The 18,796-nt window shown below is 61.2% G+C and carries 18 protein-coding genes; 6 read left to right on the top strand and 12 right to left on the bottom strand.

Annotated features, from left to right (window positions below):
- Window positions 1–32: 32 nt before the first annotated feature.
- Window positions 33–905, bottom strand: coding sequence for a putrescine utilization regulator PtrR (gene ptrR, locus BKX96_RS06925; protein WP_046820233.1), 873 nt, complete (start codon window positions 903–905; stop codon window positions 33–35).
- Between the two features lie 100 nt (window positions 906–1,005).
- Here ptrR and BKX96_RS06920 point away from each other — a divergent pair, with 100 nt between their 5' ends.
- On the top strand, window positions 1,006–2,397 hold the full coding sequence (locus tag BKX96_RS06920) for an aldehyde dehydrogenase family protein (protein WP_077183197.1): 1,392 nt from the start codon (window positions 1,006–1,008) through the stop codon (window positions 2,395–2,397).
- A gap of 57 nt (window positions 2,398–2,454) precedes the next feature.
- On the opposite strand, the gene BKX96_RS06915 is transcribed toward BKX96_RS06920, so the two are convergent.
- Window positions 2,455–3,699, bottom strand: coding sequence for a saccharopine dehydrogenase family protein (locus BKX96_RS06915; protein WP_046820235.1), 1,245 nt, complete (start codon window positions 3,697–3,699; stop codon window positions 2,455–2,457).
- A 27-nt stretch (window positions 3,700–3,726) separates the two neighbouring features.
- Window positions 3,727–4,824: a carboxynorspermidine decarboxylase gene (locus tag BKX96_RS06910; protein ID WP_077183196.1), complete on the bottom strand. Its 1,098-nt coding sequence runs from the start codon at window positions 4,822–4,824 to the stop codon at window positions 3,727–3,729.
- Window positions 4,825–5,094: 270 nt separating this feature from the next.
- On the opposite strand from BKX96_RS06910, the gene BKX96_RS06905 reads away from it, so the two are divergent.
- Together BKX96_RS06905 and BKX96_RS06900 are read left to right on the top strand one after the other, a co-directional pair.
- Complete coding sequence (locus tag BKX96_RS06905; protein WP_077183195.1) at window positions 5,095–5,841, top strand: hypothetical protein; 747 nt, start codon at window positions 5,095–5,097, stop codon at window positions 5,839–5,841.
- Window positions 5,842–6,032: 191 nt separating this feature from the next.
- Window positions 6,033–6,239: a hypothetical protein gene (locus tag BKX96_RS06900; RefSeq protein ID WP_046820238.1), complete on the top strand. Its 207-nt coding sequence runs from the start codon at window positions 6,033–6,035 to the stop codon at window positions 6,237–6,239.
- 129 nt (window positions 6,240–6,368) lie between these two features.
- Here the strand turns inward: BKX96_RS06900 and BKX96_RS06895 are convergent, their stop codons facing one another.
- The 4 genes from BKX96_RS06895 to BKX96_RS06880 all read right to left on the bottom strand — a co-directional run bounded on the left by BKX96_RS06895 (window position 6,369) and on the right by BKX96_RS06880 (window position 10,451).
- The gene (locus tag BKX96_RS06895) at window positions 6,369–6,923 is read right to left on the bottom strand and encodes a nucleotidyltransferase family protein (RefSeq protein ID WP_077183194.1); all 555 of its coding nucleotides are present in this window, start codon (window positions 6,921–6,923) and stop codon (window positions 6,369–6,371) included.
- 68 nt (window positions 6,924–6,991) lie between these two features.
- Complete coding sequence (locus BKX96_RS06890; RefSeq protein ID WP_077183193.1) at window positions 6,992–8,041, bottom strand: NAD(P)H-dependent flavin oxidoreductase; 1,050 nt, start codon at window positions 8,039–8,041, stop codon at window positions 6,992–6,994.
- A 92-nt stretch (window positions 8,042–8,133) separates the two neighbouring features.
- Entirely contained in the window at window positions 8,134–9,651 is a 1,518-nt protein-coding gene (locus BKX96_RS06885) for a CoA-acylating methylmalonate-semialdehyde dehydrogenase (RefSeq protein WP_077183192.1), read from the bottom strand.
- 134 nt (window positions 9,652–9,785) lie between these two features.
- Entirely contained in the window at window positions 9,786–10,451 is a 666-nt protein-coding gene (locus BKX96_RS06880; RefSeq protein ID WP_077183191.1) for an MOSC domain-containing protein, read from the bottom strand.
- Between the two features lie 116 nt (window positions 10,452–10,567).
- On the opposite strand from BKX96_RS06880, the gene BKX96_RS06875 reads away from it, so the two are divergent.
- Complete coding sequence (locus BKX96_RS06875; RefSeq protein WP_077183190.1) at window positions 10,568–11,473, top strand: LysR family transcriptional regulator; 906 nt, start codon at window positions 10,568–10,570, stop codon at window positions 11,471–11,473.
- 74 nt (window positions 11,474–11,547) lie between these two features.
- Here BKX96_RS06875 and BKX96_RS06870 read toward each other — a convergent pair whose 3' ends face one another.
- From BKX96_RS06870 to BKX96_RS06855, 4 genes are read right to left on the bottom strand one after another with little or no spacing between them, the layout of a single operon-like run.
- Window positions 11,548–12,528 carry an NAD(P)H-dependent flavin oxidoreductase gene (locus tag BKX96_RS06870; protein ID WP_077183189.1) on the bottom strand — a complete coding sequence of 327 codons (981 nt, stop codon included), beginning with the start codon at window positions 12,526–12,528 and terminating at the stop codon, window positions 11,548–11,550.
- Window positions 12,529–12,531: 3 nt separating this feature from the next.
- A complete protein-coding gene (locus BKX96_RS06865; RefSeq protein WP_077183188.1) occupies window positions 12,532–13,086 on the bottom strand; it encodes a cytochrome b in 555 nt (184 codons plus the stop codon).
- Between the two features lie 52 nt (window positions 13,087–13,138).
- Window positions 13,139–14,812, bottom strand: coding sequence for a cation acetate symporter (locus tag BKX96_RS06860; RefSeq protein WP_077183187.1), 1,674 nt, complete (start codon window positions 14,810–14,812; stop codon window positions 13,139–13,141).
- Window positions 14,809–15,123 carry a DUF485 domain-containing protein gene (locus BKX96_RS06855; RefSeq protein ID WP_046820247.1) on the bottom strand — a complete coding sequence of 105 codons (315 nt, stop codon included), beginning with the start codon at window positions 15,121–15,123 and terminating at the stop codon, window positions 14,809–14,811. The genes BKX96_RS06860 and BKX96_RS06855 overlap by 4 nt, the downstream gene beginning before the upstream one ends.
- A gap of 259 nt (window positions 15,124–15,382) precedes the next feature.
- Here BKX96_RS06855 and BKX96_RS06850 point away from each other — a divergent pair, with 259 nt between their 5' ends.
- Entirely contained in the window at window positions 15,383–16,270 is an 888-nt protein-coding gene (locus tag BKX96_RS06850; protein ID WP_077183186.1) for a LysR family transcriptional regulator, read from the top strand.
- Here BKX96_RS06850 and BKX96_RS06845 read toward each other — a convergent pair.
- Window positions 16,254–17,489, bottom strand: a complete 1,236-nt coding sequence (locus BKX96_RS06845) for an MFS transporter (RefSeq protein WP_080957124.1) — start codon at window positions 17,487–17,489, stop codon at window positions 16,254–16,256. The two genes, BKX96_RS06850 and BKX96_RS06845, sit on opposite strands and share 17 nt — an antisense overlap.
- A gap of 265 nt (window positions 17,490–17,754) precedes the next feature.
- Between BKX96_RS06845 and BKX96_RS06840 the strand changes: the two genes are divergently transcribed.
- Window positions 17,755–18,783 carry a D-cysteine desulfhydrase family protein gene (locus tag BKX96_RS06840; protein WP_077183184.1) on the top strand — a complete coding sequence of 343 codons (1,029 nt, stop codon included), beginning with the start codon at window positions 17,755–17,757 and terminating at the stop codon, window positions 18,781–18,783.
- Window positions 18,784–18,796: the final 13 nt, after the last annotated feature.

The raw sequence follows: 18,796 nt of genomic DNA, 5'->3' as shown, positions 1-18,796 counted from the left end.
CATATGTCAAATTTTTTATGGAAGCCGCCCGACTAATCCGTCACCTCACACCGCTCCTCCAGCAACCGCACGAACATGCTCAGGCTCTGCGACACCGTGCCCCTGCGCCAGACCAGCCAGGTGCGCAAATAGCGGAAAGACTCCGACAACGGCCAGACACTGACCGTGCTGCATCCGGGCATGCTTTGCAGCATGCTGCGCGGCATCAGGGCCAGGCCCGCGCCAGCGCTGACGCAGGCGAGCATGCCGTGATAGGACTCCATTTCGAAGATCTTGCCCGGCACGGCCGCGTCCTTGGCGAACCAGCTCTCGAAGTGGTGCCGGTAGGAGCAGTTGGAGCGGAAGGCGTAGATGTTCTCGCCGTTCACGTCCTGCGCGCGATGGATCGGGTCGTGGTTGAGCGGTGCAATCAACACCATTTCTTCTTCGAACGCCGGGACCCCCTCCAGGGCCGGGTGCAGCACCGGGCCATCGACAAACGCGGCGGTCAATCGGCCCGCCAGCACCCCGTCGATCATGGTGCCGGAGGGTCCGGTGGACAGGTCCAGCTCGACCTTGGCGTACTGCTGGTTATAGGCCGCCAGTAACGCGGGAATCCGCACCGCCGCGGTGCTTTCCAGCGACCCCAGGGGAAAAGTGCCCTGGGGTTCTTCACCCGCCACCGTGGCACGGGCTTCCTGGACCAGGTCGAGGATCCGTCGCGCGTAGTCGAGAAAGCTCCACCCGGCCGGAGACAGGCGCAAGCGGCTTTTTTCGCGGATGAACAGGTCCACGCCCAGGTCCTGCTCCAATTGCTTGATCCGCGTAGTCAGGTTCGAAGGCACGCGATGGATGTGCTGTGCGGCCACGCTGATGCTGCCGTGCTCGGCGACAGCCTTGAAGATCTCGAGCTGAACCAGATCCACTTCATTCTCCAAACGTGAACAAGACGCTCATTATTATTCAGTTTAAAGAAAACATACAGCACCGTAACCTGAGCGCATTCCTACCCCGCAGGACGGTGCCATGACCAACGTTTCCAGCCTTACCCACGCCATCTCGATCAACCCGGCGACCGGGGAACAGATCGGCCACTACCCTTACGAATCCGCACAAGCATTGCAGGCCGCCCTGGCGCGTTCTGCCAGCGGCTTCCGTGCCTGGAGTCGCACACCGGTGACACAACGCGTGCAGCGCTTGCTTGCCCTCGGTCAGGCATTGCGTGACAACGCCGAAGCCATGGCCACCATGATCACCCTGGAAATGGGCAAGCCGATCGCCCAGGCCCGCGGTGAAATCGAAAAATGTGCCCAGCTCTGTGGGTGGTATGCCGAACACGGCCCGGCCATGTTAAGCGCCGAACCGACCCTGGTCGAAGGCGGCAAGGCTCGCATCGAATATCGCCCACTGGGGCCGATTCTCGCGGTCATGCCGTGGAATTTCCCGATCTGGCAGGTATTGCGCGGTGCGGTCCCGACGCTGCTCGCCGGCAACACCTACGTGCTCAAGCACGCGCCGAATGTGATGGGCAGCGCTTATCTGTTGCTGGACGCCTTCAAGCAGGCGGGCTTCGCCGAAGGCGTCTTCGAGGTGATCAACGTCACGCCGGACGGTGTTTCCATGGCGATTGCCGACCCACGCATCGCGGCCGTCACACTGACCGGTAGCGTACGAGCCGGCATGGCCATCGGCGCCCAGGCTGGCGCGGTGCTGAAGAAGAGCGTCCTGGAACTGGGCGGCTCCGATCCGTTCATTGTGCTCAACGATGCCAACCTCGACGACGCCGTCAAAGCGGCCGTGATCGGGCGTTTTCAGAACACCGGGCAAGTCTGTGCAGCGGCCAAGCGCCTGATCGTCGAGCAAGGCATTGTCGAGGAATTCACTCGCCGCTTTGTCGAAGCCACGCGCCAGCTGGTGGTCGGCGATCCGCTGTCCGCCCAAACCTATATCGGCCCGATGGCCCGCTTCGATCTGCGTGACGAACTCGATCAACAGGTGCGCGACACCCTGGAGGAAGGCGCGACCTTGCTGCTGGGCGGCCAGAAAGCCCAAGGCCCGGGCAATTTCTATGAGCCCACGGTGCTGGCGGGCGTCACAGACCAGATGACGTCATTCAGGCAGGAGCTGTTCGGCCCGGTGGCTTCGATCATCACCGCTCGCGATGCAGAGCACGCGCTTGAACTGGCGAACGACAGCGAATTCGGTCTGGCTGCGACAATCTACACCGGCAATGTCGAGCAGGCCGAGCAGATGGCCAGCGAGCTGGAAACCGGCGGGGTCTTCATCAATGGCTATTGCGCCAGCGACCCGCGCGTGACGTTCGGTGGCGTTAAGAAAAGCGGATTTGGTCGCGAGCTGTCGCATTTCGGCGTGCGCGAATTCTGCAATGCGCAGACGGTGTGGCTGGATCGCCACTGATTGAATCGGCACTGCTGATCCAATGTAGGAGCGAGCAAGCTCGCTCCTACACAGTCCTTAGGCGTTGCAGTCCCACGCACGGTCGCCGTGCTCGTCCTTGATGCGGGTCGGCAGGCCCATCACGTCCAACGCCTTGAGGAACGCCTCGGCTGGCAGCTCCTCGACGTTGACCATGCGCTGCACGTCCCACTCGCCACGGGCTACCAGCAGGGCTGCAGCCACCGGTGGAACGCCGGCGGTGTAGGAAATGCCCTGGCTGTCGGTTTCGGCAAAGGCTTCCTCGTGATCCGCGACGTTGTAGATGAACACTTCGCGCGGCTGGCCATCCTTGGTGCCCTTGACCAGGTCACCGATGCAGGTCTTGCCGGTGTAGCCAGGGGCCAGCGAGCTCGGGTCAGGCAGCACGGCCTTGACCACTTTGAGCGGCACGACTTCCAGGCCTTCGGCGGTCTTGACCGGTTGCTCGGAGAGCAGGCCGAGATTCCTGAGCACGGTGAACACATTGATGTAGTGCTCGCCAAAGCTCATCCAGAACCGCACGTTGGGCACGCCAAGGTTCTTGGACAGGGAGTGCACTTCATCGTGACCGGTCAGGTACAGGTTCTGCGAACCTACCACTGGCAAGTCATCGGTGCGCTTGACTTCGAACATGGTGTTGCTGGTCCACTGGCTGTCCTGCCAGCTCCACACCTGCCCGGTGAACTCGCGGAAATTGATTTCCGGATCGAAATTGGTGGCGAAATACTTGCCATGGGAACCGGCATTGACATCGAGAATGTCGATCGAATCAATGCTGTCGAAATACTGTTGCTTGGCCAGGGCCGCATAGGCGTTGACCACGCCCGGATCGAAGCCCACGCCAAGAATGGCGGTCACGTTCTTTTGTTGGCATTCCTCGAGGTGTTTCCACTCGTAGTTGCCATACCAGGGCGGCGTCTCGCAAATCTTGCCCGGTTCTTCGTGAATGGCGGTGTCCAGGTAGGCCACGCCGGTATCGATGCAGGCACGCAGCACCGACATGTTGAGGAAAGCGGAACCGACGTTGATGACGATCTGCGATTCGGTTTCGCGAATCAGCGTCTTGGTCGCCTCGACGTCCAGGGCATTGAGGGTGAATGCCTTGATTTCAGCGGGCTGTTTGAGGCTGCCCTTGGCCTTGACGCTGTCGATGATGGCCTGGCATTTGGAGATGTTGCGCGACGCGATAGCAATACGACCGAGTTCGTCGTTGTGCTGCGCGCACTTGTGGGCCACCACCTTGGCGACACCTCCTGCACCAATGATAAGTACGTTCTTCTTCAATTTTTCTCTCTCTCCTTCTCAGCCAGCTTACGAGAGGCTGGACATATAGTCGTTGTAACCGAACTCACGAACCACCTCGACAGTACCGTCGAGTTGTTTCACTACGATGGACGGCATTTTAAGGCCGTTGAACCAGTTCTTCTTGACCATGGTGTAGCCCGCGGCGTCAACGAACGACAGGCGGTCGCCAATGGCCAGTGGGCGATCAAACTGGTACTCACCGAAAATATCGCCGGCCAGGCAGGATTTGCCGCACACCATGTAGGTGTGCTCACCCTCGCCTGGGGCCAGCTTGGCGTTCAGGCGGTAGATCAAAAGATCGAGCATGTGCGCTTCGATGGAACTGTCCACGACCGCCAGGTGCTTGCCGTTGTAGAGGGTGTCGAGCACGGTGACTTCCAGCGACGCACTCTGGGTGATGGCCGCTTCGCCTGGCTCCAGGTAAACCTGCACGCCGTACTTCTGCGAGAACGCCTTGAGACGCGCGCAAAACTCATCCAGTGCGTAGCCTTCACCGGTGAAGTGAATGCCGCCACCGAGGCTGACCCACTCGACCTTGTGCAGCAGGTGGCCGAAACGCTCTTCGATGGTGCACAGCATCTGGTCGAACAGGCCGAAGTCGCCGTTCTCGCAGTTGTTGTGGAACATGAAGCCGGAGATCTGCTCGATGACCTGCTCGATCTTCACCGGGTCCCACTCGCCCAGGCGGCTGAAAGGCCGTGCCGGGTCGGCCAGCAGGTAATCGGAGCTGCTCACCTGCGGGTTGACCCGCAGGCCACGGACCTTGCCTGCAGAGGCTTCAGTGTAGCGCTGCAATTGGCCGATGGAGTTGAAGATGATCTTGTCGCAGTTGTCGAGCATCTCCTCGATTTCGTCATCGGCCCAGGCGACGCTGTAGGCGTGAGTCTCGCCCGCGAACTTCTGCCGGCCGAGCTTGAGCTCGTAGAGCGACGACGACGTGGTGCCATCCATGTACTGCTGCATCAGGTCAAACACCGACCAGGTGGCGAAGCACTTGAGCGCCAGCAGGGCCTTGGCCCCGGACTGTTCGCGCACGTAGGCAATCTTTTCCATGTTGCCCAGCAGCTTTTGCTTGTCGATGAGGTAGTACGGCGTTTTGATCATTTCGAGGCCTCCGGCAAGGCCAGCCAAAAAAAGGATGCGCATTGTGCCCGCACTGGGCACAGATCGAAAGAGCAGAAGCACAGTTCGTCGGACAGGATTCCCTTTACGACCCTGCAAAATCGCATAGGCAGGCGACAGAAAGATGACGTCAAGGCGAAATGCCATCTTTTTTTCGTTCACGCCGACGACCGGTCTAACGCCGCACCAAAACCGACTATTGTTGTTAGTGACAGGTCCACTACGGACCAGTAACGCGCTGATGGAGTTCTCATGAATAGAACCAGTCTTGCTGCTGTTGTCACTTCCCTGCTTGCGGGCCTCGCCCCGCCAATCACTTGCGCAACGCCTTCCCAAGCACCTGTTTTTGCCGTCGGCCTATTGGGGAGTTATAGCGAACTGGAGTTCACCGGTAGTGGAACCACCAGTACAGAGCATATCCCGGAGGCGGGACTGTTCCTGAACTTCGGCAACAAGATGACCGGCGGGGCCGGCCTTGTGTATCAAGCGGAAATCACCGGTCAGTACTCAGAAGAAAAGCATCAGCGCGTCAGCGATGGCCAGGCCGACCTGGACCTTGGCTGGAGGCTGGCCTTGGATACCGAGAATTTTTTAGACGTTTTGATCGGAGCTGGCTATAAATGGAACCGTTATGACCCGGACTTTAACAAGTACGACATAAACCTCACCAATCGCACCCCCTTCGCTAAATTGGCGCTGGGCTACAACCACGCCTTCAGCAATTCGACTTTGCGCCTGGAAGCAGGTGTTCGGCAAGTTATTGACGGCGACTCGCAGTTGGAAATCAATGATGTAGGCAGTCAGGAGCTGGACCTTGAAGACACCACCAATCCTTTTGTAGAGCTGAGTTGGCTGTTCAACCAGCAAGGGTCGGTTCCCGTGATTGCAAGCCTTTACTTCAACCGGTACGAATATGAAACGGACGGTCAGTTTCAGTTTACCGACTTCGACAAACAGACCCGAGACGAGTACGGCGCAAAGATTGGCATCGTGTTTTGACCCGATTCCAAACCTTGCCCATAACCTTTCGTCGCAAATGATATCGCCGCAGAAAATCCTGGCCTTCTCTGGCGTAAGGATTGCACCGGCCCGCGTTAGCCGTCGCGAACGACATAAAACTGACGCGACGGCCATCCAATCAACGCTTAAGGACTCCAGCAATACGCTTGGTCAGTCACCGGAGATGTAACGTGTCAACTCTCAACGAAATCGCAGCGAACCACGCGAGAATGGCTAAGGCAAAGGAACAAGAGTCGACCGGACTGAGCGAGCGACAGCTTCATATTGTTGGAAGCTTTGAAATTGTCACCCCCGCCGAGCAACCGCATGTGCCTTTGCACCTTGTCGCTGCGGCCCAGGATAACAACCTTGTGCAGACGTCGGCCTTCATAGCCTGACGGCGAGTCGTCCAACGCCCTGCGCAAAAAACTGTAGGAGCTGGCTTGCCAGCGAAGGCGGCCTCGAAGGGTGAATTGACCTTTCGGGCCCCATCGCTGGCAAGCCAGCTCCTACAGGGGCGCTTTGTCTTACATAATCCTCAACCATGGCCAGCGTTCCTGATAACTTTTCGCCTTCTGCTCGAACAGCTCGGGCCTGGGGTTTGCCGGATTGATGCGCAACACGCCCTGGTCGACATCCGCCAGGCCATAGGGGGCATAGACCTCGCCGCTGGCGACATCCAGGCCGATGCAGGTGCCCGCCACCAGATAACGATCAACCCCGTCCCTGGCCGACTCAAGCCTGGGGTAAGTCCCGCCAAAGCGCTGGCCGTACCAAAGGTGCACGCGTGCCTGATTCTTAAATTCGACGTTGACTCCAAGGTCCTGGAACAGCGATCGAGCCCGCAGGATGACCTCGTTCTCGGCCTCCCAGGACAGGTCTGTATCAAAGTAGAAAACGTCGTAATCCTTCACGCCCCAGCCAGTATCGCGCTGCGCCCTTTCATTCCATACCGCCTGGAACAGGCAGCCTGCCGTGAGCATGCATTGATCCAGGCCGAGTCCGGGCAAGCGTGAAATCAATTCAGCATTGATGGAGTTGGTCATCGCGATGTCGACCAACCTTTCGCACGTCAATGTCATGGTTAATCCTTGGGAAACCGATTCAATCCTGTCGCCCAAGTTACAACAAAACCGTGACAGGACTGCACTCAGGATTTCATCTCGGCCGCCAGCAGCTCCACCAACGCGGCAGCCGGCAACTCCCGCGCCAGCGGTGCCCCCTGCCCGGCCCATTGCACGGCAAAATCGGTATTCGCCCGGGCCGCCGCGGCGGCATTGAGCGCCTTGTTGGCGTCATAGGTGAGCGGGTAGTCCGGCAATTCGATGCCTGCCACCTCGAGGCTGGTGAAGTTGCGATTGACCATGCCCCGGGCCGGGCGGCCGGAAATGACACTCGTGACGCGCGTCTGGTGCGCGCGTGGCCCTTTGAGCGCTTCGCGATAAGCGCCGTTCGCGGACGACTCCGGGCAGAGAATGAACGCCGTGCCCAGTTGCGCGGCACTGGCGCCCAACGCGATGACGGCGTTGATGCCCGCACCGTCCATGATACCGCCCGCGGCAATCACCGGCAGGCGGCAGGCCTGGGCCAGTACACGCACCAGGGCCAGGGTGCCCATCTGCAAGTCCTGCTGCGGATCGAAAACCCCGCGATGCCCACCGGCCTCGTACCCCTGAGCCACCAGTGCATGCACTCCCGCCTGCTCAGCCGCCAGCGCTTCGGCCAGGCTGGTCACGGAACACAGCAGCAGGATACCGGCGGCCTTGAGTGCATCGATGGCCGGTTGCGCAGGCAGGCCGAAATGGAAGCTCACCACCGCCGGTTTTTCTTCCAGCAGCATTTGCAGCATCCCGGCATCCTCGACAAACGAGGTGTAGATTTCCCGCAACGAAACGGGCGCCTCGGCGCCAAATTCGTCGAAAAAACCAGCCAGCGATTGCAGCCATTGCGATTCCCGCGCGACGTCCCGAACAGCGGGCTGGTGACAGAACACATTCACATTGAAGGGTTTGCCGGTCTGTGCCGCCGTCTCGCGCAGCATGGCCCGCGCCTGCTCGACACTGCTCGCGCCAATGCCAATGGAACCCAACCCGCCGGCATTGGACACCGCCGCCGCAAGACTGGGGGTGGAAACGCCTACCATCGGCGATTGAATGATCGGCAGTTCGATGTTCAAAAGGGACAACAGAGGATTGGACATGGCAGCACCTGAACCTGATGAATGAAAGCGAACGCTGGATAGCGTGCGAGCCGGCGCTTGCACGCTGTCCAGCGGCCCGAAAGCGTAAACCGCTACTTTGAGGTCGGCATGGCAAACTCGGCGCCCTTGGCAATGCTGTTCGGCCAGCGCTGCATGACCGACTTCTGCCTGGTGTAGAAGCGCACACCCTCTTCGCCGTAGGCGTGCATGTCACCGAACAACGAACGCTTCCAGCCCCCAAAACCGTGCCACGCCATCGGTACCGGAATCGGCACGTTGATGCCGACCATACCCACCTGGATGCGGCTGGCGAATTCGCGGGCGATGTGACCGTCGCGGGTGTAGCACGCCGTGCCGTTGCCGAACTCATGGGCGTTGACCAGATCGACCGCCGCGGCAAAGTCCTTGACGCGCATGCACGCCAGCACCGGTCCGAAGATTTCTTCCTTGTAGATCTTCATCTCGGGGGTGACATGGTCGAACACCGTGCCACCGAGCCAGAAGCCGCCGGCGCAGTCGGCACCGGCCTGCGAGCCATCAAAGCCACGGCCGTCGACCAACATCTGCGCGCCTTCGTCGATGCCTTGTTCGATGTAGCCAGTGATGCGCTGATGCGCCGCTTGCGAGACGATCGGGCCCATTTCGGCGGCCAGGTTCATGCCCTCGAGGATCTTCATCGTGCGCGTTCGCTCCACCAGTTTCGGCAGTACTTTGTCGGCCACATCGCCGACAAACACCGCCACCGAGATCGCCATGCAGCGCTCGCCAGCAGAGCCGAACGCCGCGCCGATCAGCGCGTCGACCACTTGGTCGACGTCGGCATCGGGCATCACCACCATGTGGTTCTTCGCCCCGCCCAGTGCCTGCACGCGCTTGCCGCGGCGGGCTCCGGTCTCATAGATGTAGTTGGCGATCGGCGTCGAGCCGACAAAGCTCACGGCCTTGACTTCAGGGTGATCGAGCAAGGCATCCACGGCTTCCTTGTCGCCTTGCACCACATTGAACACACCGTCCGGCAGCCCGGCTTCCTTGAACAGCTCGGCGATCAGCAGCGTCGGTGAAGGGTCGATCGGGCTTGGCTTGAGCACGAAGGTGTTACCACAGGCGATGGCCACCGGGAACATCCACATTGGCACCATCACCGGGAAGTTGAACGGTGTGATACCGGCCACCACGCCCAGGGACTGGCGCATTGTCCAGTTGTCGATGTTGGTCGAGACCTGCTCGGTGTAGTCGCCCTTGAGCAGTTGCGGGATGCCACAGGCGAACTCGACGACCTCGATGCCACGCGTCACTTCGCCCTGGGCATCGGTGAAGACCTTGCCATGTTCGGTGGTGATCATCCGCGCCAGGGTGTCGCGGTGCTCATTGAGCAGCGCGAGGAACTTGAACAGGACGCGCGCGCGGCGCAGCGGCGGCGTCGCCGACCAGGCTGGAAATGCGGCGGCGGCCGACTGCACCGCGGCGTCAACGTCAGCGGCGTTGGCCAGGGCCACCTTGCCGATCACCGAACCGGTGGCGGGATTGGTGACGGACTGCGAGCGACTGGAAGTCCCTGGTGTCGGGCGACCGTGAATGTAATGTGCGATGTCTGCAGGCTGGGTGCTCATGGCGGGTGTCCCCTGGTGGTGGATAAGAGCCATCTCTTGTAGTTGTCAGGTCGGGGGGCTGTTGAGCGCTCCCGACACGGCCAAGGTAGGTCCGCCGAGAAATCATGTAAAATGATGATTAATGATCTTAAGAATCATATTTTATGAAGCAACCATTTCGCCCGCTCACCCAGGCGGCGCTTCCAGTCCGCGGCCAGGCCATGGGTCGCTGCCAGTGCCAGCAAATCGTCGATCACCGGCCGGTGCGACAACTGCACCTGCCAGAACTGGTCGATGGAAAAGCGATCGTCGTGGCGTTCCAGCAACTCGATTCGGTCCCCCGCTTCCATCAAGCCCGGCTCGAGTACCCGGTAATACCAACCGGTGATCCGCTCCCGGGCGACGAACATCGACAGGTGCTCGGCGTCAAAACGATGGTTGATCTTCCAGCACGGGCTGCGCGGTTGGGAGACCTGCAACACGCTGCTACCGATACGGAACACGTCGCCGATGTGCACGTTGAGTTCCGAGAGCCCGAACGCGGAAATGTTCTCCCCCAGGCTCCCCGCCACCAGTTGCCCGGCACTGGGCACAAAGGCCTGCGCCAGCCGCGGGTAGTTTTGCGCCGCATACTGGTGCACGGCCTTTTCCGGGCCACCGTGCACCCGGGTGTCGCCGTGCTGGTCGCCGACGATCCCTTGCAACTCCACGCGCACGGGGCCGGCGCGGCGTTGCTTGAAGATGCCGGTGCGCTGCCCTTCGGGTTGCAATACCCCCAGGCCTCCAGCGAAGACATGGTCGATTTTCGAAGTCAGTGTCATGGGTTTAAACCGCGTTCAGTTACTTGGATACGGCCACTTTACTAATCAGCGGAAAAGCCCGTAAAGTGATCGTTAAGCATGTCAACAATCACTTTTAAAGATGGGTGGTGACAATCATGGAAATGCGCCAATTGAAGATTTTCTGCGCCGTGGCCGAACTGGGCAGCTTCACCGCCGCCGCGTTGCAGGTTAATACGGTGCAGTCCAACGTCACCATGCGCGTCAAGGAACTGGAAGCCGAACTCAATCGCGAGCTGTTCATCCGCAAGAAGTCCGGGGTGGTGCTGACATCGGCGGGCGAGACCTTCCTCGGCTACGCGCGGCGCATCCTGCAACTGACCGATGAGAGCCGCAGTGCCCTGATGGACACCGGCAGCCCGTCAGGGTTGCTGCGCTTGGGCTCGATGGAAACCACCGCCGCCATCCGCTTGCCGCAAGTGCTGACCCGGTACCGCGAGCAGTACCCGCAAGTGCAGTTGTCGTTGCTGACCGGCACCACGGTCGAGTTGATCAAGGCGATTGAAGCCCATCGCCTCGACGGCGCCTTCGTCGGCGGCTTCCACCAGAACTCGGCACTGGCCCAGGAAGAAGTGTTTTCAGAAGAGCTGGTGCTGGTCAGTAGCAACCAGTTCGAAACGCTGGCCGCGCTGATCGAGAAAATGCCCCAGCAGACCGTGCTGGTGTTCCGCACCGGCTGTTTCTATCGCTCGACCCTGGAAAACTGGTTCTACCAGGTGGGCCTGGTGCCGAACCAGATCATGGAACTGGGCACCCTCGACGGCATCCTCTCGTGTGTGGCGGCGGGCATGGGCGTGACCTTGCTGCCCAAGGCCATCGCGGAGAACTGCAGCGTGCGCCACGCCATCCGCTGCCACACCCTGCCGCCGGAATTCGCCAATGTCTCCACGGTGTTCATCCGCCGCAACGACACGATGATCACCTCGGCCATGAGCGCCTTCATCGGCCTGGCGCAGCAGCAGATCGCGCGATCACAAAGCAAGGCCTTGCGCAACCCCCTGTAGGAGCTGGCTTGCCAGCGAAGAGGCCCGAAAGCTCGATGCAATATTCAAGGACGCCTTCGCCGGCAAGCCGGCTCCTACACGCCTAACGCCCTTCTCTGTTTATTCGGCGGCTGATCCGGTGCAGTCACCAGGCCGAGGGCCAGCTCCGCCACCCGCTCGGCCGCCGGCACCACACTGTGAATCTTGCCCACCCCCTGCCCCGCATACAGCGACAGCTTCTGCGCCATTCGCGGCTTGTCGATCGCCCGGGCGCCGCCACCGATCAGGCGCAGCAGGTTCCATTTGTCCCGATTGGGAATCACACGATGCGGTGTGCCGTAGGTCCAGCCGAACGAATAGCCGGTGCGGTATTCGGTGTCATCGGCGGTCGCCTCGACGATCTTCTGCTTGTACAGGGCATGGGCGTTCGACTCATCGGTGGCAATGAAGGCCGTGCCCACCACCACCCCCGATGCGCCGAGCGACATCAGCGCGCGCACATCGTCACCCTGGACGATACCGCCCGCCGCCAGTACCGGCCGCCCCTCGGCGATAGCCATGATCGAGGTCAATAACGGCATGATGCCGATCGTACCGCGATTGAGGTGACCGCCACTTTCACTGCCCTGGGCAATGATGATGTCCGCGCCCTGCGAGATGGCGATTCGGGCCAGCTCCACCGAGCCCGCTTGCACCATGACCAGCAACCCGGCGTCCTTCGCCCTGGCAATCATGTCGGCGGCATACTGCTCGGCATAAAACAGCGACAGCAGTTTGGGCTTTTCCCTGAGGACCACTTGAAACTGCGCTTCGAAAACTTCCGGGCCGCCAAACTGCGGCACCAGGTTCACGCCGAAGGGCTGGTCGGTCAGCGCCCGTGTTTCGTCGATCCAGCGGCGCAGGGCCAGTGGCGGCAGGCGCAAGCCTCCGAGGACGCCCATGCCCCCGGCGTTGGCCACCGCGCCCACCAGCTGCGGACCGGAAATGGCGGCCATGCCGCCGAGGAATATCGGGTACCTCACGCCGCAGAGCCGGGTGATGACGTTACCCGCATAATCGATTCTGTCCTGGTTCATGACTCACAGCTCCACATGTTTTCCAAGCATCCGCTTGAGCGTGTTGTTCTTCAGGAGAAAGTGATTCTTCAGCGCGCCGAAGACATGCAGCGCGAGACCGGCAAGAAACGCCGAGGCGCCGATGTCGAACAGCACATCGACCCCATGCTTCAAGGTCGGATTGGCCGGCAGGAGCGCTGGAATCCACAACCCGCCGGGCAATTGCACCACCTCGCCGGTGGCGGCCCGTGAAGCCCAGACCGCAATCGGCAGCAGCACCATCGCCAGGGCCAGCGCGACTGCCACCGAACGGCTGATGATCACTTCGATGGGGTTTGGCGTGCCCACCGGTAGCGGATGGTAGGAAGTGACGCGCGCCCAGAACCGATAGATCGAGACGAGGAACAGGATCAGGCCGAGCAGGTTTTGCGCCCGGCCGAGTGGCTGTTGCAGTGCCGCGCTGGAGGCGTGATCGATCAGCAGCTGCAGAGCGAAAATCGCCAGCAGTGAGCACGCCACGATCCAGTGTGTTACCACCGTGACAGGTGAAAATCTCAGGCCATTGTCTTTGAGTTGCATGACAGGCTCCCTTTGCAAAAGACGCACATCAAAAAGGTGGGGGATGACCGCTTCAGTGATTAACCGCCTGCGCGGCCCCGAGCCCGGTCTGGGCACGGATCAGTTGATCGTCGAATCGCTCGCGCTCGAGCACCGCGCCCTGGCTGCGATCGGTCACCGAGCCAAGCCAGGTAAAGAGAAACGCCACGTTCATCGAGATGATCGCCGGGTAGTCATACGGGAAGATCGCCTCGGCATTGCCCAGCACCTTGACCCACACCGCTGGCGAGAGCACCACCAGGCCGACAGCACTGACCAGCCCGGCGATGCCGCCAATCAAGGCGCCGCGGGTGGTCAGCCCTTTCCAGTACATCGAAAGCACCAGGATGGGAAAGTTGACCGAAGCCGCCACGCCGAAGGTCAACGCCACCAGGAAGGCGATGTTCTGGTCCTTGAACAAAATCCCCAACACCACCGCGACGATACCGATACCCACCGAGGCGATCCGCGATACGCGGCGCTCGTCCCGGGCCTCGGCCTTGCCCTTCCTGACCACCATCACATACAGGTCATGGGAGATCGCGGAAGTGCCGGCCATGGTCAGGCCGGACACCACCGCCAAAATCGTCGCAAACGCCACCGCGGAAATGAAACCGAGCAGCAAGTCACCGCCCACGGCCTTGGCCAGGTGCATCACCGGCATGTTGCCGCCACCGATGAGTTTGCCGCCGACAACGCCGGACTCGTAGAAGGCCGGGTCCTGTCCGACGATGACGATGGCAGCCAGGCCCAGCACCGCCACGATCAAGTAGAAAAAGCCGATGAAGCCTGTGGCCACGAATACCGATTTGCGCGCTTGCCTGGCGTCCGGCACGGTAAAGAAGCGCATGAGGATGTGCGGCAATCCCGCCGTGCCGAACACCAGCCCCAATGACAACGAGATCAGCGACAGCGGGTCGGCCACCAGCTTGCTCGGCAGCAGGATCCGCTCGCCATCGTGGTGCGCGGCCACGGCTTGCTCAAACAACAGATCGAAGGAAAAACCGAATTTGCTCAGTGCCAATATCGCCAGCAAGGTTCCCCCCACCAGCAGCAACCCAGCCTTGATGATCTGCACCCAGGTGGTGGCGACCATGCCACCGAAGGTGACGTAGACCGCCATCAACAGGCCCACGGCAATCACCGCATAGTGATAGGGCAAGCCGAACAACAGCTGGATCAACTGCCCCGCCCCCACCATCTGCACCACCAGATAGAAGCACACCACCGTCAGCGAGCCGAAGGCCGTCAGGGTGCGGATGCGATTCTGGTCAAGGCGGTATGACGCGATGTCGGAGATGGTGATACGCCCCAGATTGCGGATGCGCTCGGCAAACAGGAACAGCAACAGGGGCCAGGCGACAAAGAAGCTGATCGAGTACAGCACGCCGTCGAAGCCGTTGAAGAAGATCATGCTGGTGACCCCCAGCAACGCCGCCGCCGACATGTAGTCCCCGGCCAGCGCCAGGCCGTTCTGGAAACCGCTGATGCCGCCACCGGCCGTGTAGAAATCCTCCATGGATCGGGTTTTGGAAGCGGCCCAGTACGTGATGCCCAGCGTCGTCACGACGAAGACCAGGAACATGCCGATGGCGGTGGTGTTGATCGGTTGTTGCTCGACGTTCTGCAACACGTCGCCGGCCATTGCACCGCAGGCCATCGCTGCGAGCAGCGTGCCGAGGAAGAGGTTGTGCAGGATGCGTTTCATACGATGGCCCCCGCGCGGATCTGTGCCGTCAGGTCATCGAACTCACCGTTGGCACGCAGGATGTAAAGGCCGGTGAACAACCAGGCGCCGATGATAAAAACCGCGCCCAGTGGCCAACCGATACTGATGATGCTGGTCGCCGACAGTTTCGTTGCCAACAGCTGGGGCGCGAAGGCGGCGACGAGGATGAACGTGAAGTAAGGGACAAGGGTTGCCGCGGTAAGACTCGCGACGAACGTACGCTGGCGCGAGACCAGATCCTTGTACCGGGGGTGGTGACGGATCCTGGCCGATTCGGTTGCATGGTTCACGTTGACTCCGTGTAGCAGTGGTAGCGTTATTGTTGTTCCACAGCCTCAGATTCAGACTCGATCCGCCACTGGCTGCGGTCTCTGTGCCCTGTCAACCTATGCTCGGCAAATGATCATGTAAAATGATCATTAATGATTCAGTTGATCGCTTTTGGTGAATTTGCATGCACTCCGTCTCGGGTTGTTCTCCGACGCCTGTTAATCTCTAATGGGCTTTGAATTGCGCACCCGTTACTGTTTTTTCAGATAGGTGAGTTCGATGGATGTCACGGATCTCAAGGTAGTGGCCGCGGTGGCGCGCCACGGCAGCATGAACAAGGCCGCCAGCGAACTGAACACCGTACAGTCGAACGTGTCCGCGAGGATCCGCTCGCTGGAGGACGAGTTGGGGGTTGCGCTGTTCCAACGCAGCGCCAAGGGCGTACAGGTGACGCCCGCGGGGCGGCGCATCCTGCCCTTCGCCGACCGCCTGGCGAAATTGCTGCTCGATGCCTCCAGCGCCGCCCGCGATGACGGCCAGCCCAGGGGTGTGTTGGAGATCGGTACGCTGGAGACCACCCTCGCCCTGCGCCTGCCGCAGCTGATCGCTCGATTTGCCAAGGCTTACCCTGAGGTGCGCCCGGTGGTGCGCACCGGCACCACCTGCAGCCTGATCCAGGACGTCATCGACTGTAAGCTGGAGGGCGCGTTCGTGGTTGGCCCGGTCAATCATCCGCAGCTGCACAGCGAAGTCGTCTTTCGCGAAGAACTGGTGCTGGTCACCTCACCGAGCTTGCGTCGCGTGGAGGATGTCGCCGCGGCCTTGAACCTCAAGACCGTGGTTTTCCGCCTGGGCTGCTCTTATCGCCAACGCCTGGATACGCTGCTGGCCAGCCTCGGCGCCCTCGCCCCCGAGCCGTTGGAGTTCGGCTCCATCGAAGCGATCATTGCCTGCGTATCGGCTGGAGTCGGGGTCACGCTGTTGCCCAGGGGCGTGGTTGCCAATGCGGCCCGCGAGGGGGTGGTGGCCGTGCACGAACTGTCCCCGCAGCTGGCTGAAGTCGAGACGGTGTTCGTGCGGCGCATCGATGGCTACTGTTCCAGCGCACTGGCCACCTTCCTGCACAGCGTGCGTCTTGATGGGGTTCCCGCTACCTTGGCGTCGTAGCACTCTGCAGCGTATCAACCCGTGACCTGATCCAGCCGTTCACCCCGGCACACACCACCAGCAGCGCACCCGTGACCAGGAACACGTGGTGCAGGCCGAAATGCGCACCGATCTGGCCTCCGATCAGGGGCCCGATCACCTGTCCGGAAAACTGCGCCGATTGCAGGTAGCCGAGGATTTTCCCGCTGTTGTGCTCCGCTACCGATTGGCGGATCAGCTTGGCTATCGCCGGCAGCAACCCGGCAATGGTCATGCCCATCAGGCCGCGCAGCACTGCCAGCTGCCACCACTGCGTGACGAATGCCTGGGGCACCATGACGATGCCGGTCAGCACCAGGCATCCGGTGATCACATTCCAGCTGCCAACACGATCAGCCAACGCCCCCAGCCGGGCGGCCGTCAAGATGCTGCCCAGCGCCGAACACGCCATCACGATTCCGGCAATCCGCGCCTGATCATCGAAGGCCACGCCCAGGTGACCGATGTAGACGGTGATGATCGGCTCGATCGACATGTTGGCCAGCAGCACCATCATCGCCGTCATCAGTAATGCGGCGATGATCGGCCAGCGCGCACTGTCGGCCTGATGTCTGGAAGTATTGCTCCGGCGTGCCCCGTCCAACTGCCGACGAAAGTCTTCGCGAACCAGCACGACAGTAGTGATCGCAGCCACCGCGATCATGGCACCACCGACGAAAAAAGTGCCGCGGATGCCGACCCACTGCGGCAGGAAGCCCCCCACCAGTGGGCCGATCAGGTTGCCGGACAATGCCCCCGTCGACAGCACGCCCAAGGCCCAACCGGCCTTTTCCCGTGGCACCTGGGAACCGATCATCACGATCGAAGCCGAGGCATAACCACCGATGAGCCCGGCGACCAGGCGCAACACCACCAGGTCGGTGACATCCCGCGCCAGCCCGATCAGCGACATCACCACCGCCATGCCGATGGCCGCGCGTACCAGCATCGGCTTGCGCCCATACCGATCCGCCAACCGCCCCCACAACGGCGCGGTAATCGCAGTGCCAAAAAATGTCGCCCCGAACGCCACGGCGGACCACTGCACCACGTCGGCCTGGGCAGTGACGCCCAGCTGCTGCACATAGAGCGGCAGGAACGGCAACAGCATGCTCAGGCTGACCAGGGTGGTGAACGAGCCGAACACACAAACCGCCAGGTTGCGCTGCCAGTAGGCAAGGTTGCGCTCGGCATAATTCATCGTGCCACTGTCGGCTGTCGCTGGTTTCTCGTTGTTCATCGTCTGCCCTTCCCTACTTCAGTCGGGCAGACGTTATCTCGCGCGTTGATATCTCAATAAACGAATATTTAAGATCAGTGTTATCTGTTTTCAAGATATCAGCGTTCATTACACGGTGTATCAACTGTAATTACTCGCCAGCGGTATATCTTCACGCCATGGCTTCCTAGAGTGGCAGATGGCAATCAAGCCCACCGAGCTTCCTCTACCCCATGAGCGATCCTTCATGCCCCACGACTTGAATCATCTTGATGCCGCATTGGCCGCCTACCCACGGGTGGCCCTGCTCGAAGGCCCGACCCCGATCCAGAAACTGTCCCGATTGAGCCGCTTGCCAGAACTCAATGGCTGCAACCTCTACGTCAAGCGCGACGACCTGCCCGGTCTCGGCGGCGGTGGCAACAAACTGCGCAAACTGGAATTCCTGCTCGGCGAAGCCCTGGCCGAAGGCGCCGATACACTGGTGACCTGGGGCGGCTTTCAATCCAATCATGCGCGGCTCACCGCGGCCGCGGCGGCTCGTCACGGCCTCGCCTGCGAGCTGATCCTGACACCCTCTGCCGTGCGCACCGACGACGATTTTTGCCACAACGGCAATGTACTGCTCGACGCACTGTTTGGCGCGAAGGTCCATCGGCTCTCTCGAGGCGTCGTGCCTGATACCTATGCGTCAGAACGGGTCGACACGCTCAAGGGGCAAGGTAAAAAGCCCTTCGTGATGCCGCTTGGCGGTTCCAGCCCCCGGGGCAGCCTGGGGTATGCCGCCTGCGCTTCGGAAATCCTGAGCCAGGCGGATGCGCTGGACGTGCATTTCGAGCAGATCATCGTGCCCAACGGAAGCGCCGGCACGCACTCAGGGTTGCTGGCCGGTGTCACCCTGGCGGGCGCTTCGACGCACATTCTCGGCTACTCGGTGCTGGCGACAGAGGAACAGGCCACGACCACGACCCTGGAAAAGACCCGCCAGGTTCTACAGCTGCTGGACCCGTCCACAACGCTGGCCGACGACTCGATTCGCGTGGACGGCAGCCAGCGCGGCGATGCCTATGGCGCGCCGACCGACGCGATGCTCGAAGCAGTACGCCTGCTCGCGTCCCGGGAAGGCTTGCTCACCGACCCCGTCTACGGCGGCAAGGCCTTCGCCGGCCTGCTCGCCGCCGTACGCCGGGGCGACTATCCGGCGGGCAGCAATCTGCTGTTTGTGATGACCGGCGGCATGCCCGGGCTGTTTGCCTACCGCAGTGCCTTTGACTGAGGGGCAACGCCTA

It is taken from the genome of Pseudomonas putida, assembly GCF_001976065.1.
In the GTDB taxonomy this organism is placed as follows: Bacteria; Pseudomonadota; Gammaproteobacteria; order Pseudomonadales; family Pseudomonadaceae; genus Aquipseudomonas; species Aquipseudomonas serbica.
This window is presented reverse-complemented; position numbering and strand designations above follow the sequence as displayed.

Bases quoted from the DNA above. Each gene is read 5' to 3' on its own strand.
- BKX96_RS06890 (WP_077183193.1), bottom strand. From the start codon at position 8,041: ATGTCCAATCCTCTGTTGTCCCTTTTGAACATCGAACTGCCGATCATT.
- BKX96_RS06860 (WP_077183187.1), bottom strand. From the start codon at position 14,812: ATGAAACGCATCCTGCACAACCTCTTCCTCGGCACGCTGCTCGCAGCG.
- BKX96_RS06840 (WP_077183184.1), top strand. From the start codon at position 17,755: ATGCCCCACGACTTGAATCATCTTGATGCCGCATTGGCCGCCTACCCA.
- BKX96_RS06850 (WP_077183186.1), top strand. From the start codon at position 15,383: ATGGATGTCACGGATCTCAAGGTAGTGGCCGCGGTGGCGCGCCACGGC.
- BKX96_RS06875 (WP_077183190.1), top strand. From the start codon at position 10,568: ATGGAAATGCGCCAATTGAAGATTTTCTGCGCCGTGGCCGAACTGGGC.
- BKX96_RS06865 (WP_077183188.1), bottom strand. From the start codon at position 13,086: ATGCAACTCAAAGACAATGGCCTGAGATTTTCACCTGTCACGGTGGTA.
- BKX96_RS06920 (WP_077183197.1), top strand. From the start codon at position 1,006: ATGACCAACGTTTCCAGCCTTACCCACGCCATCTCGATCAACCCGGCG.
- BKX96_RS06895 (WP_077183194.1), bottom strand. From the start codon at position 6,923: ATGACATTGACGTGCGAAAGGTTGGTCGACATCGCGATGACCAACTCC.
- BKX96_RS06905 (WP_077183195.1), top strand. From the start codon at position 5,095: ATGAATAGAACCAGTCTTGCTGCTGTTGTCACTTCCCTGCTTGCGGGC.
- BKX96_RS06885 (WP_077183192.1), bottom strand. From the start codon at position 9,651: ATGAGCACCCAGCCTGCAGACATCGCACATTACATTCACGGTCGCCCG.
- BKX96_RS06870 (WP_077183189.1), bottom strand. From the start codon at position 12,528: ATGAACCAGGACAGAATCGATTATGCGGGTAACGTCATCACCCGGCTC.
- BKX96_RS06880 (WP_077183191.1), bottom strand. From the start codon at position 10,451: ATGACACTGACTTCGAAAATCGACCATGTCTTCGCTGGAGGCCTGGGG.
- BKX96_RS06910 (WP_077183196.1), bottom strand. From the start codon at position 4,824: ATGATCAAAACGCCGTACTACCTCATCGACAAGCAAAAGCTGCTGGGC.
- BKX96_RS06845 (WP_080957124.1), bottom strand. From the start codon at position 17,489: ATGAATTATGCCGAGCGCAACCTTGCCTACTGGCAGCGCAACCTGGCG.